Annotated in this window: 12 protein-coding genes and 1 riboswitch; of the genes, 4 read left to right on the plus strand and 8 right to left on the minus strand. The window is 55.5% G+C overall.

Going from position 1 to position 15,855, the window contains the following annotated elements; genetic code table 11:
* The first annotated feature begins 158 nt into the window (after positions 1-158).
* Positions 159-3,308 (plus strand): type I restriction endonuclease subunit R, encoded by a 3,150-nt coding sequence (locus M8N44_RS05060; protein WP_102728169.1) that lies wholly within the window; start codon positions 159-161, stop codon positions 3,306-3,308.
* A 346-nt stretch (positions 3,309-3,654) separates the two neighbouring features.
* Here M8N44_RS05060 and M8N44_RS05065 read toward each other — a convergent pair whose 3' ends face one another.
* From M8N44_RS05065 to M8N44_RS14145, 3 genes are all read right to left on the minus strand, one after another.
* Positions 3,655-3,966, minus strand: a complete 312-nt coding sequence (locus M8N44_RS05065) for a hypothetical protein (RefSeq protein ID WP_146021093.1) — start codon at positions 3,964-3,966, stop codon at positions 3,655-3,657.
* Between the two features lie 22 nt (positions 3,967-3,988).
* Positions 3,989-4,276, minus strand: a complete 288-nt coding sequence (locus M8N44_RS05070) for a hypothetical protein (protein WP_215709531.1) — start codon at positions 4,274-4,276, stop codon at positions 3,989-3,991.
* A 69-nt stretch (positions 4,277-4,345) separates the two neighbouring features.
* Entirely contained in the window at positions 4,346-4,960 is a 615-nt protein-coding gene (locus M8N44_RS14145; RefSeq protein ID WP_146021091.1) for a hypothetical protein, read from the minus strand.
* Between the two features lie 80 nt (positions 4,961-5,040).
* On the opposite strand from M8N44_RS14145, the gene M8N44_RS05080 reads away from it, so the two are divergent.
* From M8N44_RS05080 to dgt, 3 genes are all read left to right on the plus strand, one after another.
* Positions 5,041-5,925: an EamA family transporter gene (locus tag M8N44_RS05080; RefSeq protein ID WP_146018191.1), complete on the plus strand. Its 885-nt coding sequence runs from the start codon at positions 5,041-5,043 to the stop codon at positions 5,923-5,925.
* A 141-nt stretch (positions 5,926-6,066) separates the two neighbouring features.
* Positions 6,067-8,316, plus strand: coding sequence for a multicopper oxidase domain-containing protein (locus M8N44_RS05085; protein WP_102728248.1), 2,250 nt, complete (start codon positions 6,067-6,069; stop codon positions 8,314-8,316).
* A 68-nt stretch (positions 8,317-8,384) separates the two neighbouring features.
* Positions 8,385-9,704, plus strand: coding sequence for a dGTP triphosphohydrolase (dgt, locus tag M8N44_RS05090; protein ID WP_215709530.1), 1,320 nt, complete (start codon positions 8,385-8,387; stop codon positions 9,702-9,704).
* Positions 9,705-9,976: 272 nt separating this feature from the next.
* On the opposite strand, the gene M8N44_RS05095 is transcribed toward dgt, so the two are convergent.
* The 5 genes from M8N44_RS05095 to thiC all read right to left on the minus strand — a co-directional run bounded on the left by M8N44_RS05095 (position 9,977) and on the right by thiC (position 15,576).
* A complete protein-coding gene (locus tag M8N44_RS05095; protein WP_180972842.1) occupies positions 9,977-10,930 on the minus strand; it encodes a S1C family serine protease in 954 nt (317 codons plus the stop codon).
* Between the two features lie 386 nt (positions 10,931-11,316).
* A complete protein-coding gene (locus M8N44_RS05100; RefSeq protein ID WP_146021090.1) occupies positions 11,317-11,988 on the minus strand; it encodes a hypothetical protein in 672 nt (223 codons plus the stop codon).
* A gap of 15 nt (positions 11,989-12,003) precedes the next feature.
* On the minus strand, positions 12,004-12,582 hold the full coding sequence (locus M8N44_RS05105; protein WP_240454321.1) for an RNA polymerase sigma factor: 579 nt from the start codon (positions 12,580-12,582) through the stop codon (positions 12,004-12,006).
* Positions 12,583-12,702: 120 nt separating this feature from the next.
* Entirely contained in the window at positions 12,703-13,647 is a 945-nt protein-coding gene (locus tag M8N44_RS05110) for a thioredoxin fold domain-containing protein (RefSeq protein WP_102728161.1), read from the minus strand.
* A gap of 102 nt (positions 13,648-13,749) precedes the next feature.
* Positions 13,750-15,576, minus strand: coding sequence for a phosphomethylpyrimidine synthase ThiC (thiC, locus tag M8N44_RS05115; protein WP_102728160.1), 1,827 nt, complete (start codon positions 15,574-15,576; stop codon positions 13,750-13,752).
* 65 nt (positions 15,577-15,641) lie between these two features.
* Positions 15,642-15,761: riboswitch (TPP riboswitch) on the minus strand.
* Positions 15,762-15,855 lie beyond the last annotated feature (94 nt).

The following is a 15,855-nucleotide window of genomic DNA, read 5'->3' on the forward strand; positions in this document are numbered from 1 at the left end:
TGATTGCCTATTTAGCCTATTCTCGTCTCAATTTGTTTAACAACATATCAACATCATAACAACCGATATTTCAATATCCCTTCCCATCACAAAATGATTGATTTTCAACAGAGGGTTGTATAATTACATTCATCATCAACCTTGAAGCACGCATTCAGATGGCAGGAGCATACACGGAAGACAGCTATGAAAAGTCTGTAGTGGAACTATTCCAGAACATGGGCTACACCCACGTTTACGGCCCCGACGTGGAGCGCGACTATCACCTTCCCTTTTATGAAGATGAATTGAAAAGCGCCATTTTCCACTTAAACCCCGCTTTGCCGAAAGAGGCTGTGACGGAAGCGCTCAACAAATTAAAAAACATTGATAATGGAGAGCTTGTACAGCGAAATGCCGTGTTTATGAACTATCTGCAAAATGGAATTTCCGTACAATACCGCGACAAGGGCGAACTCCGTTCCGACATTGTCTACCTGGCGGATTACAACAATCCGGCCAATAATTCCTTTGTCGTGGCCAATCAATGGACATTCATGGAAAACAGCTGCAAGAGGCCGGACATGATTCTGTTCCTGAACGGCTTGCCTGTCGTGCTTGTTGAGTTGAAATCTCCTTCCCGGGAAGAGACGGACGCTTCCGAAGCCTACCGGCAGCTCCGCAATTACATGAAGGAAATCCCTTCCATATTCGTTTACAATGTCATTTGCGTGATGAGCGACCAAATGACTTCCAAGGCCGGAACCATTACCTCCGGAGAAGACCGTTTCATGGAATGGAAAACGGTCGACGGCAGTTATGAAAATACTAGGTTCGCCCAATTTGACACCTTCTTCGAGGGACTGTTCCAAAAACAACGCCTGCTGGATATTCTTAAAAACTTTATCTGTTTTTCCAATAACGGAAAAGAGGCCATTAAAATACTGGCGGGCTACCATCAGTATTTTGCCGTTAAAAAAGCCATTGAATCTACCCGGAACGCCACTCTTACCGACGGCAAGGGCGGGGTGTTCTGGCATACGCAGGGGAGCGGCAAATCACTGTCCATGGTTTTTTACGCCCACCTCCTGCAAGAGGCTCTGGAAAGCCCGACCATCGTTGTGCTTACCGACAGGAACGACCTGGACGACCAGTTATACGGGCAATTCGCCAAATGCAAGGGCTTCCTGAGGCAGGAACCCATCCGGGCAGAAAGCAGGGAACACCTGAAAAAACTTTTACACGGGAGGAAAGCCAACGGGATTTTCTTCACCACCATGCAGAAGTTTGAGGAATCCCATGAGGCTCTTTCCGAACGCAGAAACATCATCGTCATGGCGGATGAGGCCCACCGGGGGCAATACGGACTGGCGGAAAAGATCAGAATCTCCACAAATGAAGAAGGAGAGAAAATTGCCAAAAGAGTTGTCGGCACGGCGCGCATGATCCGCAACAGCCTGCCGAACGCCACCTATATCGGCTTTACGGGAACTCCCGTCTCCACCAAAGACAGAAGCACCCGTGAAGTGTTCGGGGACTACATTGACGTCTACGACATGACTCAGGCGGTTGAGGACGGAGCCACCCGCCCGGTTTACTATGAAAGCCGGGTGATCAAACTGAATCTGGATCAGGAAACCCTGAAGCGGATTGATGACGAATACGAGCTCATGGCCGCCAACGCCGACCCGGACGTGATTGAACGCAGCAAGCGGCAGCTGGGGCAAATGGAAGCCATTCTGGGCAATGACAACACCATTAATTCCCTTGTCCACGACATTCTGGACCACTATGAGCATTACCGGGAAGGCCTGCTGACGGGCAAGGCCATGATTGTGGCTTATTCCCGCCCCATCGCCATGAAAATTTACCGGCGCATGCTGGAATTGCGCCCGGGATGGAAAGAAAAGGCAAAGGTGGTGATGACTTCCGGAAATAATGATCCGGAAGAATGGAGGGAAATCATCGGCAACAAGAGCTGCAGGAATGAATTGGCCAGGGAGTTCAAGGATAATGACAGCCCGATGAAAATTGCCATTGTGGTAGATATGTGGCTGACCGGGTTTGACGTACCCTCCCTGGCGACCATGTATGTCTACAAGCCGATGAGCGGCCATAACCTCATGCAAGCCATTGCCCGCGTCAACCGCGTGTTCGGCGACAAGGAAGGGGGGTTGGTGGTGGATTATGTGGGCATCGCTTCCGCCCTGAAACAGGCGATGAACGACTATACGGGCCGGGATAAAGCCAACTACGGAGATACCGACGTGGCCAAAGCGGCCCATCCCAAGTTTCTGGAAAAACTCAGCATCTGCCGGGATTTGTTCCATGGATTTGACTATTCCGGATTCACGACGGGTACTGATCTTGAACGGGCCAGATGTATCAGCGGAGCAGTTAATTTTATCATTGGCAGGGATAAGGAAAAGAAACAGGAATGTTTCCTCAAGGAAGCGCTGATGCTGCGCCAGGCCCTGTCCCTGTGCGCTTCCATTGCCCAGGAAGCCGACCGGTTCGAAGCAGCCTTCTTTGAGTCCGTCCGGGTCCTGGTGCAAAGGCTCAGAAACGCGGGCGCCGGGAAGAAAATCTCCCTGAAGGAGATGAACGACAGAATTAACGCGCTGTTAAAACAAAGCATCCGGAGCGAAGGCGTCATCAATCTATTCTCCGACGTTTCCAGGGAGTTTTCACTTTTTGACCAAACGTTTCTGGAGGAAATTGCGAGGATGAAAGAAAAGAACCTTGCTCTGGAATTGCTTAAAAAGCTGATTCTTGAGCAGGTCTCCATTTACAAGAGGACCAACATCGTCAAGTCGGAAAAATTTAGCGAGAAGATGCAGCGGTTGATTAATTCCTACATCAACGGCTTAATTACTAATGAAGAAGTCATCGCGGAGATGCTGAAACTCGCTAAACAGATAGCGGAAGCCCACAAGGAAGGTAAAAATAATGGCCTTTCCTCTGAAGAAGAGGCTTTTTACGATGCGCTGAACAGGCCGCAGGCCGTTAAGGATTTTTATAAAAATGACGAGCTGATCGCCATGAGCAGGGAATTGACAGAGGCTCTGCGCAGAAACAGCACCATCGACTGGCAAAAGCGCACCCAGGCGCGGGCAAAAATGCGCATCATGATCAAACGCCTTTTGAAGAAGTACAACTACCCGCCTGATGATGTGCCGAAGGCTCTTCAAACCGTCATGAGACAGTGTGAGCTGTGGGCAGACAACATTATGGATGTCGGAAAAAAGAGTTATTTGAATGATTCTTCCGAGGATGAGGGAGCCCTCAGAGTAGCGGAAGATCCGGAACAATACTGGGTCAACAGTTGATCATGGCAAGGCATTCAACCAGGGATGGAAAATGGAATCCGCATCTGCCTGTTCCGAACATCTTCGGAGCAGTATATCCCCGCCTTTCGGATTTTTTTCTCTTCCAGGCTGCGCCCGTATGATTTACTGCGATCCACATCGGCAGGAGTGCCTGAGCAGACAACCCCCATAGATTCCTTGTGCAAGACATTGTGCATCCAATCAGCTCAGAGGCAGAAGTGGTGATCCGGCTGTCATTGATGATAAATCATAAACAAAGTAATTCCAAGAGGGACTTAACAGGACAATCCTCTCATTGGCTCTACTTCCGGAATCCCTTTCAAATATTCATTCCCCTGATTCCAGCTTAAATGCTTTTACAGGAAGGAGTCGAAATAAACACCATGAAAGCATCAAATTCGGCAACATGATACTTCTGGACGCCGCCATGTGGGCGAATCATCCTGACATGACCTGAACTCACGGCCTCTGCCAGTAATCTGCAAATGGTCGATTTACTGGTATCATAACGCCTGGCAAGAGTCGCCTGGCTTGCCCAAACAACGGAACCCGATTTAGCTGTTTCCCGGGTAAGAAGAACATCCAGACATTCTCGAATGCGCCTTAACTCTGTAATGATGTCCTCGGCAGAGACAAAAGTACCTTCTATGATTTTCATATTCGAGTAGAAGATTAGAACTTCAGAGAAGATTAGCCTCTTCTTGCGCATCTGAAGATATCCAGGCATTTCTCAGGTATTGAATCTCGTCCTCTCTTAAAAAATTCATGTAGCTTTGAGATGGCTGCTTCAAAATCCTTTGTTCGGCCAATTCCAAAACATGCCGTTCCAACGTTGTTGTAGGATGATATTCCAGGTAGGCCGCCAGCAGGGAAAGCAGTCTGATGCTAGATGCCTGTTCGACATTGTAATAGACCAATGGATCATCGAAAACTACTTCAACAATGACCTCGGCATCTTCTCCAGGCAAACATGGAGTCAGTCCGGAAAGGCCTCTAATTTCCCGATTGATGCGCAAGACTGTTACCAGCTCACCGCCTTATCCAACCATGCTTCTTAATGCACATTTGGGATGCACATACCATTGAATCTTCTCCAAATTATTCAGATAGGCGCTTACCTTGGCCATGGAAAATTCGTGGGTGATCCTGAATGCATAGTACTTCTCCACCTTAAGCGGAATAAAATTGTCCCGAAGCTTATTTAACAGGGTAAAACGGTTTCTCCTGAAAACAGCGCCGTAAATGCCGTCAGCAAGGAAGTCGTAGTTTATACGGAGCAAGACCGATTGAAGGCCATTCCGGAAGAGGTGCAGGACGTTTACCACAGCCTCAGAGAAAAAATTCTCGATTTGGGAAACGTTGGAATCAAGGCCAACAAGCTTTATGTCGCCTTCACTGTCAACGATTCGAATTTCACGGATATCGCTTTGCAGAAACAAGGCCTGAAACTCTGGATCAACCTTCCCAAAGGCGAATTGGAAGACCCCTATAAATTCGCCAGGGACGTTTCCAATATCGGCCATCATGGAAATGGCGTTTACGAGCTGGCTATCAAAAATGCGGACAAGCTGGATTACATCCTTACCCTGATCAAACAGTCTTATAAGCAAAAAGCTTAACCCCTCCTGGCTGGGAAGATTTAACCGTGCCATTGCTTTTTTGATGAACGCTGCATACTCCCGGCAGCATGGGCATTGACTTGGTTTTCCTTTCTCCGTATGCTTCCGCCCTCATGCCTGCGCTGCTGATCACGTCTTTCATCTGGGCGTTGTCATTCGGACTGCTGGGGAACTGCCTGTCCGACCTCCCCGCCAGTTTTGTCGCGCTGGCGCGCATGGCCGGCTCGCTGGCCGTTTTCCTCCCCTTCGTCCGGAAGGTTCCTTTCAGCCATGCAATGGGGATGATGGGGATAGGCGCCGTCCAATTCGGAGGAATGTACCTCTGCTATATCGCAGCCTTCCATTATCTGCCTTCCCACCAGGTCGCCCTTTTCACGGCCACTACGCCGATTTACGTGGTTCTGGTCAACGGCCTGATGAAGAAGAAGCTGCCGCCGCTCCATCTGGCGGCGGCCGTTCTTGCGGCCATAGGAGGCGCGGGCATCCTTTGGAAAGGGTATTCCGCCGGCAATGGCGAACTTACGGGAATTGTTCTGGTACAGCTTTCCAACCTTTGTTTCGCGGCAGGGCAAATCGCCTACATTTCCTTGAAGGATTCCTGGTTCGGCGGAAGTGAAGCTTCCTGCTTCGCCTATGCCTACGCAGGCGCCCTGCTGGTTACCTTGCCTGCCGGACTGCCGTCAGGGCTGGCCTGCTGGCAGGAGATTTCAGCCATGCAATGGTGGCTGCTGGCCTATTTGGGAGTCATCGCTTCAGGAGTCTGCTTTTTCCTCTGGAATTACGGCGCCCGCCGGGTGACGCCCGTCAAGCTGGCAATCATGAACAATCTCAAGATTCCCCTGGCGGCGCTGATTTCCCTGCTCCTGTTCCGGGAACAGCCCAATATGTTCCTCCTGGCTCTCGGGTGCCTGCTTATCCTGTCCTCTTTCCTGATCGCGCCCATTCCTCCCAAGAAGGCTGCGCGGAAACAGGCTTCCGGCGGCCGGATTCCGGAATAACGCACCCTTGTCATTTCCGCCCGCGCCAGTTTCCAGATTCTCCTTTCATGCTCCAGGAAAGGCATGACACATCACATCCGTTTCATTTTGAACCGGAGATGGAATGAACAGGTCTTTTCTGGCAGTACTTTCCTCCTGTTCATGTTTAAGGTCGCCTCCCATTTTTTCCCATTCCTGTGCTGCTGCCTGATGGCCCAGTTCTCTCCGTCATTCGCCAAAACGGTGGAATACGATTTATACGTCCGGAACGCTCCGGTCAATTTTACCGGGGTCACGCGCCCGGCCATGACCATCAACGGAAGCATTCCCGGCCCCGTTCTGTATTTTACGGAGGGGGACACCGCTGTAATACGGGTGCACAACCTGATGGATACGGAGACTTCCTTTCACTGGCACGGCCTGCTGGTGCCCAATGACCAGGACGGGGTGCCGTACCTGACTTCCGCGCCGGTAAAGCCCCACACCACGCATACCTATACTTTTCCCATCATCCAGAACGGCACGTACTGGTACCATTCCCACAGCGGCCTTCAGGAGCAGAGCGGCCTGTACGGCGCGTTCGTCGTCCGCAAGCGGCCCGGCGACCCGGCGCGCAGGCCGGAGGACGCCCTGCCGGAGTATACGCTGGTGCTGAGCGACTGGACGAACGAGAATCCCCAGGAGGTGAACAGGAAGCTTCACACCGGGTCGGACTGGTTTTCCATCCGCAAGGGGAGCGTGCAGAGCTACTGGGAGGCCCTGCGCGCCGGCTACCTGGGAACCAAGCTGACCAGCGAATGGAAGCGCATGAACGCCATGGACGTGAGCGACGTGTATTACGAACGCTTTCTGCTGAACGGCTCTTCGCAGGCTTCCCTGCCCCGGCTGAAGGGCGGCGACCGCCTCAGGCTGCGCATCGTCAACGGGGCTTCCTCCACCTATTTCTGGCTGAGGTACGCGGGCGGCAAAATCCGCGTGGTGGCCAGCGACGGGAAGGATGTCGTTCCCGTGGACGTGGACCGCATGATGATTGCGGTTTCCGAGACTTACGACGTCGTCCTGACGGTACCGGAATCAGGCAGGGCTTTCGAGTTCCAGGCGACGGCGGAGGATACCTCCGGGTCTTCCTCCCTGTGGCTGGGCCATGGGGAAAGGCAGCCGCTGCGCCCCTTCCCCAGGCTGAATTACTTCAAGAAGATGAAGCAGATGAACGGAATGATGACCATGGGCGGTAACATGAAGATGATGAAAATGAATTCCGGTCCCATGCGCCAGATGCATCACCACGGCATGTCCGGCGGAATGCCGGCCTCCCATTCCGGAGATATGGGGATGATGGACATGAAGTCCGGTTCCTCCCATGGTGGAGGCCACGGCAGCATGCAGGAGGAGGGGGAGGAAACCACCCTGACGTATGACATGCTGAAGTCCCCTTCCCGCACCAACCTTCCTTCCGGCGTGCCCGTGAAGGAATTGCATTTCATGCTGAGCGGGAATATGAACCGCTACGTGTGGAGCATGAACGGGAAGACTCTTTCAGAGACGGACCGTATCATGATCAAGGAAGGGCAGAATGTACGCATCATCCTGACCAACAATACCATGATGAGGCATCCCATGCACCTGCACGGGCATTTTTTCCGGCTGGTGAACAGGCACGGGAATTTTTCACCGCTCAAGTTCACGGCGGATATCCAGCCCATGGCCACCCAGGTGATTGAGTTTAACGCGGCGGAGAAGACGCGCGGCAACTGGTTTTTCCACTGCCATATCCTGTACCACATGATGAGCGGCATGGGGCGGATTTTCACGTATGAGGATTCTCCCCCCAATCCACAGCTTCCACACCCCATGCGGGCACTCCAGCACGTTTACGACATGGACCGGAAGTGGTACCTGACCGTGAACAATGATTTCGCCTCCAACGGGAATATCGGAGACCTGGAGTTCGGAGGCACCCGCTGGAGCGTTCAGGGAGAGTGGCAGATAGGCTACAAGGATACGCGCGGCTATGAGGCGGAAGGACGGCTGGGCAGGTACATCGGGGAGAAGCAGTGGCTTTACCCCTACATCGGGGTGGACTGGACCTGCCGCAAGGGTGAGGCCAGAGAACGCAACATGTTCCGCCAGACCACCCAAAAGGACCGGGAAGTGGACGGCACCCTGGGCGTCCGGTATACGCTGCCCCTGCTCCTGATTGGGGATGCGCGCATTGATACGGACGGAAAGGTGCGCCTGCAATTGGAGAGGGATGATATCCCGCTCGCCTCCCGCCTGCGCCTTTCCTTTTCCCTGAATACGGACCGAGATTATTCCGTGGGCCTGCACTACATCCTGACCTCCCATCTCAGCGTTTCTACCAATTACGACAACAACCTGCACTGGGGAGTGGGGCTGATGCTGACCTATTGAACGCCTTCCCCCATTTTCTCCTGTTCCAGCCGGGCATTCCCCTGTAGCATTCCTTCACCATGTCAGGGATGATGAATTGGCAGCAGCTTTTGTCGGACGCCCGCTGGGGGTCCAGGCACCAGAGTACGGCGTCTCCGCAGAAAAACCGCAGCAATTACGACCGGGATTACGGGCGCATTCTGTTTTCCAGCGCTTTCCGCCGCCTTCAGGACAAGACGCAGGTTTTCCCCCTAGGCCGCAATGATTACGTTCGCACCCGCCTGACCCACAGCCTGGAGGTGGCCCACATCGGCTCCTCCCTCGGCATGCTGGCGGGAGAGTGGCTGGCGGAGAAAGGTTCCCTTCCCGCTCCTATAGTGCCTTCCGACGTGGCCACCATCGTTTCCACTGCCTGCCTGGCCCACGACATCGGCAATCCGCCCTTCGGCCATTCCGGGGAGGACGCCATTGAAACCGCCCTGAAACGGCACGGCCTGGAGATGCCGTTTGAAGGGAATGCCCAGGGGTTCCGCATCCTTACCCGCACCGGGGATCCGATGGAAGGCAACGGCCTGAAACTGACGGCTGCCGTTCTGGGCGCCTTCATGAAGTATCCCTGCACGCAATCCTATTCCGCGGCCGTCAGGAAAGGCGGCATGACGGCAGCCAACAAGCTTGAATGCAAGAAGTTCGGCATCGGGGAACAGGAGAGGGAGGCGGCTTCCTTCGTGGCCGGCCATCTGGGGCTGCTTCCCCGTTCCGCGCCTGATGAAAAATATCTTTGCTGGTGCCGCCATCCCCTGGCGTACCTGATGGAGGCCGCGGACGATATCTGCTACCGTATCGCGGATATTGAAGACGGGCATTTTTCCGGCATTCTGGATTTTGAGCCTACCAGGGATTTATTCAGCCCTTTCCTGACGGAATCCCAGCTTTGCTACGTCCGGGAACTGGAAAAGAAGGATGAAAAAGATTCCTGCATCCATTACATGCGCGCGCTCGCCATCGGCAGGAGCATCCAGTCCGCCGTGGACAGTTTCATGAAGCATGAAGAGGAGCTTCTGCAAGGGAGCATGGATCAATCCCTGATTGACCGTTCGGAACTGGCCGGGCCGCTGAACGGATTGTACCGGTACGCCATTGAGAACGTGTACCAGGCCCGGGAGGTGATTGAAGTGGAAGCCATGGGCTACAAGGTGCTGGGAGAGCTGATCGACTTTTTCATGGAGTGGGTGAACCATCCTTCCTCCGGGCAGTCCAAAAAAGTAGCCATCATGCTTCAGGGAACCGGTCTGCCCAAGGATGACGAAGGGAAGGACGCACGCCTGGCGCACATGCTTGATTATATTTCCGGCATGACGGATTCCTTCGCGCTGGAGACGTACCGGAAATTGACCGGCATTCTGTAGTTCCTGCCGCACTCCGCTTTTCAAAAGGAGTTCAAGACCTGCCCACAGGGAGGCCGCAGGGATATCCCCTTTCTTTTCCTTCCATCTTCTTCCGGAGGTTCCTCCGGATGTGGAATAGATGTCCTGCTGCTGTTCCGTGTTTTTTCTTCCCGGAACGCGCCGCTTTTTCAGAAGAGGAAAAAGCCCCTTTTCTGCATGAAAAAGGCTGCCCCACACAGGGCAGCCGTCCTTAACATAATGATCATGGATTTCTCCATTGTTTCATGAAGAGGTTAAAAGCAGAAGTTGGTTTCTATGTTTTTCAGGCGTTCCCTGACGGCTTCCGGCACGGCTTCCTTTTCCTCCGGCGTGTTGTAGGGGCCGGAGTACAGGACTTTTCCCGCGGAATCCGTCACATGGACGGTGGTGCCCGCCTGGGAGCTGGAAGAAACCACAATGGTTCCGTTGGCGTCCGACATCCGGACGGAAGACGTGCTCTGCCCTCCGCCGGACACCTTGCCCATGGGGGGCATGGGCATCTGGTGAAGGTTCTGGAGGCTCCGGAGCATCTGGGCCGCTCCCGGCGTCAGGTTCATCCGGCCGATGATGTCATCCATCCGCGAATCATCAATCGCGGAGTCCCTCAAAAAATCATCCATCATTTGCTGCATGTCCAGAATGCGCTGCGGAAGGCTGGGCCGTGCGGCCATTCCGGCGGGAGGAACCGCCTGGCGCCGGACGGAGGGAACCACGCGCGGCTGGGTGCGGGGATCTCCCTGGGCCGCCAGTATTTCTTCCGCGGAAAGCGTTCCGCCGTCCAGCGTGACATCCGCCGTTTCCCGCTTGCCCTTGCGGTAGAATACAGCCGTAATCTTGTCTCCCGGAACTTTTTCAGACAGGGCTTCCGTCACGGAGCGCGGGCCGGACAGGGAGATGTCCCCCAGCTTGATGATGACGTCGTTTTCCTGAAGTCCGGCCTTGGCGGCGGGGCTGTCCGGCATCACCTTGGTCACCAGCACGCCGGGAAATCCGCTGAGTTCCAATTGAGCCACGACTGCCTGCGGCACCGTGCCGGGCACAATGCCCAGCCTGGCCGGTCTGGAAGAGGGCAGCGGCTTGGTCTGCGGCGTGTAGGGAGTCAAGGGCGGCGGCTGAAGGTTGTCCGTACTTCCTGCGGGCCGGTCAATGGAATATCCGGAGCCCGAACCTATCAGCAATCCCAATGTCAGAAAGATACAGGTTTTCATATCCATGTGAGATAATATACAGCATCCGTCCGCGCAATGTTCAAAATTTGTGCATTTTTTTTGCAGGTCCTCGCCCCGCCCCTTCCGTCCCGCAGTGTCGGCAGACCGCCAAGGAACGCATCACGGGAGTAAAGCCAAGCCAACCCACACTTGGGTGAGACCTTTATCCGGACGCCTTTCCCTCCACCGGCAGGGAGATTTCCCTCCCGGTAGAACATTTATTTCCGGGCATGGGAAAAGAGCTCCGCCATGCATCCAGGGCGCTTTCTTTTTCTTCACAAAGCAGAGACGCGGAACAAGGAACAGGACCGGAGAGCGCGAACGCTTGCAGCAACAGAATGGAAAATTTCAACCGCGCTGCCCACAGGCGTTCACGCGGCGGTCGTTTAATATTCCTTTTCAGGAAGAATTCTACGGATGACGGCAGGGGCAATCACGGGCACGCGCTCGTCTCCGCCCTGCAATTCAAAAAGAGTGGGTTTCCGCAGCAGCTCCCGCTTTTCCCCGGGCAGTACAGGGGCTTCCGTCTTTTCAGCTCCGGCTTCCGCCTCATTCCCTCCGGCCACCGTGCCGCCGGGCGCTACCAGCGTATTTTGAACCAGCAGAACGGCGCCCACCGCAGCCGCCACGGAAATGCCTGAAATATAGGCGAGCCGCCGCCACAGGGGGATTTTCACCGCTTTTTCCTGCTTCGCCTCTCCGGCGCAGTCCATGGCCTGCGCCATTTTGCACACGGAGAATTCCAGCATGGAAGAGGCGGAAAGCCTTTTCAGCCGGGTTTCCATTTCATGTTCGGACTCGGCGCACATCAGGGAACAGCATTGTTCCCGGAACAGAACCCTCACCGGGGCAGGCCGCAAACGCTTCAAAAGGGATTCCATCTCATGAATTTCCTCATCGGATATTTCATCATGCCGGAGACGGTCGTTCAGGGGGAAGATTTCCTCACACCTTCCGGCCAGGCGGGAAATCAGTTCATCGGATACGGGAAGGGGCTGCATGGCGGCAGTACCGCCGCCTTCCTCCCCTGCGGCGGATGATGTTGTTTCATGTTTCATAAGAGTGGAGCGGCATTAGAGTTGGTCTTTTTTGTTTCTCAGCGCCTTGCGGAGCAGGTCGATGCCATAGCGGTACCGGCTCGCCACCGTGTTCTGTGAGATTTCCAGCGTTTCCGCAATTTGCTGAAAGGTTTGTTCCCCCCATATTTTCAGGACAATGACCTCGGAGAATTTGGAAGGGAGCTTCCTGAGCTGCATTTCCATGAACTGCTTGAGCTCCTCGTCCGCCGCGGCGCTGGAAAACCAGGGGTCCGCATAAACATCCTCGTCCTGTTCGGCGGCGCAGGCTTCATCCTCCCTTTTCTGGCGCCGGTCGGATTTGCGGCCATAGTCCACCGCCAGACGCCGGATGGAGGCAAAGACATAGGAAAGCCATGCCTCCTGCCCTCCCACAAACTCTCCGGAGGCCTCCTTGCGCGCCAGCCGTATCAGGGCATCCTGAAGGATGTCCTCCGCATCTTCCGGAGAGCGGGACTGCTGGCGGGCAAACAGCAGCAGTTGAGCGACGTGCCTCCGCAGCCATTCATCCCAGCTCAGCAAATGGCTGTCTTCTTCATTAACTTCCTCTTCCCTGATGTAGGCGGACGTATTCATTTCTGCATGTTCGGTTCCTTCATCAATCATAGCGCAGCAAGTTCATTTTTTTGTTTAAAATAAAAGACGGAATATAGTTTTCCTTTTCACGGGAAGAGGGAATGCCTTCCTGAAAAGGGCTTATTTTTCCTTATTGATTATTTTCTGCATATTGTTGATCCATGGCTCCAGCTTTTTGGCCGCCGGAGATTCCGGATCGGCGTCACGGGCCATGTTCAGGTATTCCAGGGCCTTGGGATAATTGCGCTCCAGCGCATACCCGTCGCTGACGTATTTGGCTATTTCCAGGCGGATGGGCGGCAGGAGGTCCCGCTTCTCCAGCATTTGCAGAGCTTCCTCCTGTCCCGCGCGGACTTTTTCTGCGGAAAAGGGGCCCGCGTGCTTTTTGTAGAATTGCTCCATCATGAGCCGCTGCGCCGCCAGGGTCACGGCTTTTTCAGCCTTCCCGGCAAATCCGTATTTGTCCTCCGGGTCCAGGGCGGAGATTTCCGCAATCAATTCCTTCTGATAGGGCTGCAAATCCTCCGGAAGCAGCTTGATGGCCTGCACCAGTTTTTCCAGTTTTTCCTTTCCCTCCAGCGCGCGGGCCGCAGCCACGGCTTCTTTCAGCTTCAGCCTCGTCTCCCCGGCGGCTTCCAGTTTCTTCAAATATTCCTCCACCGTTCTGGAGGGCCCCACTATTTTGGCATAGGGAGCGCCATTCCCCTCCATCATCAGGACGGAGGGAAACACGGAGATTCCGTAACGGCGCATCAATTCCTCATGAAACTTGAGCTGTTCCGGAGGCATTTTCCCCTCCGTCCTGGGAAAATCCAGCTCCACCAGCACGAAGTTGTTGTCTTCCGCATACTTGGCGAAGGCGTCCGTATCAAAAATATTTTTCCGCAGATAAATACACCCCGGGCACCAGTCGGAGCCGGTGAAGTCAACCAGCACCGGCTGTCCGCTTTTGCCGGCTTTCTCCAGAGCCTTGCTCCAATCCGTCTCCCAGACGGGAGATGCGGAACAAACCACGGCAGAAGCCAGAGAAAGAACGCCAAGGACAGAAAAAAATGAATTCTTCATCTTAAAGGCATCATAGCACCATCCCTGCCCTTGTCATTCTTTTTCAGACGTTCCCGCTCCTGACAGCCCGGCGGCTGCCGTGACGCCGCGCCTTCGGTCCCCCTACTGCCGTGACCGGCGGCGGATGTCCTGGCTCAGGCGCATGGCACAGAAGTCCGGACCGCACATGGAGCAGAAGTGGGCCTTTTTGGCGTTGGCATGGGGAAGCGTCAGGTCGTGGTAGGAACGCGCCTTCTGCGGGTCCAGGGAAAGGTTGAACTGGTCCTCCCAGCGGAATTCAAACCTGGCCTGCGCCAGCGCGTTGTCCCGCCACTGGGCGGACGGGTGCCCCTTGGCCAGGTCCGCGGCGTGGGCCGCCAGCTTGTAGGTGACCACGCCTTCCCTCACGTCCTCCCGGTCCGGGAGGCCCAGGTGTTCCTTCCTGGTCACATAGCAGAGCATGGCGCAGCCGCGCTGGCCGATGATCGCTCCGCCGATGGCTCCGGTGATATGGTCGTAGCCGGGGGCGATGTCCGTCACCAGTGGACCAAGCGTGTAAAAGGGAGCTTCCATGCACCATTCCAGCTGCTTGCTCATGTTCTCGGCAATGAGGTGCATGGGCACGTGGCCCGGCCCCTCATTCATGACCTGTACGCCCGCTTTCCACGCGCGCATGGTCAGGTCCCCCTGCACTTCCAGCTCCGCCAGCTGGGCGAAGTCATTGGCGTCCGCCACGGAGCCGGGCCGCAGGCCGTCCCCGATGGAGACGGCAATGTCGTAAGCCGCCAGAATGGAACATATTTCATCCCAGTGGGAATAAAGGAAGTTTTCCTGTTCGTGGATCATGCTCCACTGCGCCATGATGGACCCGCCGCGGGAGACGATGCCCGTCATGCGCCGGGCGGTGTGGTTCACAAACCGGAACAGCAGGGCGGCGTGCACCGTCACATAATCCACGCCCTGCCCGGCCTGTTCAAGGAGGGTGTCGCGGAAGACTTCCCAGCTCAGGTCCGCCACTTTCCCGCCGACCTTTTCCAGCGCCTGGTAGATGGGCACGGTACCGATGGGAACGGGGGAGTTCCTCAGGATCCATTCCCGCGTGGCGTGGATATTCTTCCCGGTGGAAAGGTCCATGACGGTGTCCGCCCCCCAGTGGATGGCCCAGCGCAGTTTTTCCACCTCCTCCTCAATGCCGGACCCCAGGGCGGAGTTGCCGATGTTGGCGTTGATTTTCACCAGGAAGTTGCGGCCGATGGCCATGGGTTCGCACTCAGGATGGTTGATGTTGGCGGGAATCAGGGCGCGCCCGGCGGCGATTTCATCCCTGACGAATTCCGGCGTAAAATAAGCGGGCATGCGGCAGCCGTTCCGGCGTTCCGGCGCGTGCTGGTGGTCCAGCCGGTCGCGGGCCACCATGCTGGAGGGGCCGAAGCCTTCCTGCGCCTCCAGCTCGGACGGCCGCGGCATCATGGTGAGCGCCTCCAGGACTTCCCGGGCTTCGTCCGGGCGGCTCTTGGCGTTCGGATAACGGTCATACACCGCCTTGAACGCTTCTTCCCTGCCCAGGTTTTCCCGGATGGCTACAAATTCCATTTCCGGCGTAATGACGCCCTGGCGGGCGTAATGCCGCTGAGTCACAGGCGTGCCCCCCGCAGCCCGGAGGCAGCGGCCCTGGTCCGTTTCCGCCTCCTCCACATCACCGCGGGCCCGGATCCACGCGGCGCGCAGGGCGGGAAGCCCCTGCTCCGCGGTTCCCTCATAAGCCGCATCCCCCCACGGTCCGGAACAATCGTACACGCGCACGGGGTCATTGGAGTGGGCGGTGCCATCTGGCAGCAGGGTATCGCTCAGGAGGATTTCCCTCAAGGGAACCTGCACGTCCGGATGCAGACGGCCCGGAATATAAATGCGTCGGGAGCCGGGATAGGTCAAATTGGCGGTGTCGTTCATGGAATGGATGCTGTTCTGTGCCGGCAGGGGAACAGCGGAAACGAGACCTTCCCGAGAAACGGGGCATGCCCGTTCAATCGAACTCCCTGCGGCGGAATTATCCGCATCAGGTTTGAAGGGTTCTGCGGGAACAGCATGCCGTTCCCGCAATCTCAGCCTTTGTTTGGGCACCCCTGCCGAACTTGGGAAAAAGATAGCACGGGCTCCCGTCCCATCCAAGCGTTTTCCGGTCCGGGTGCCAAACCCACGGCGCAGGAGCGTCGCATGCCAATGCGGCAA

The organism is Akkermansia massiliensis (assembly GCF_023516715.1).
Taxonomy (GTDB): domain Bacteria; phylum Verrucomicrobiota; class Verrucomicrobiia; order Verrucomicrobiales; family Akkermansiaceae; genus Akkermansia; species Akkermansia massiliensis.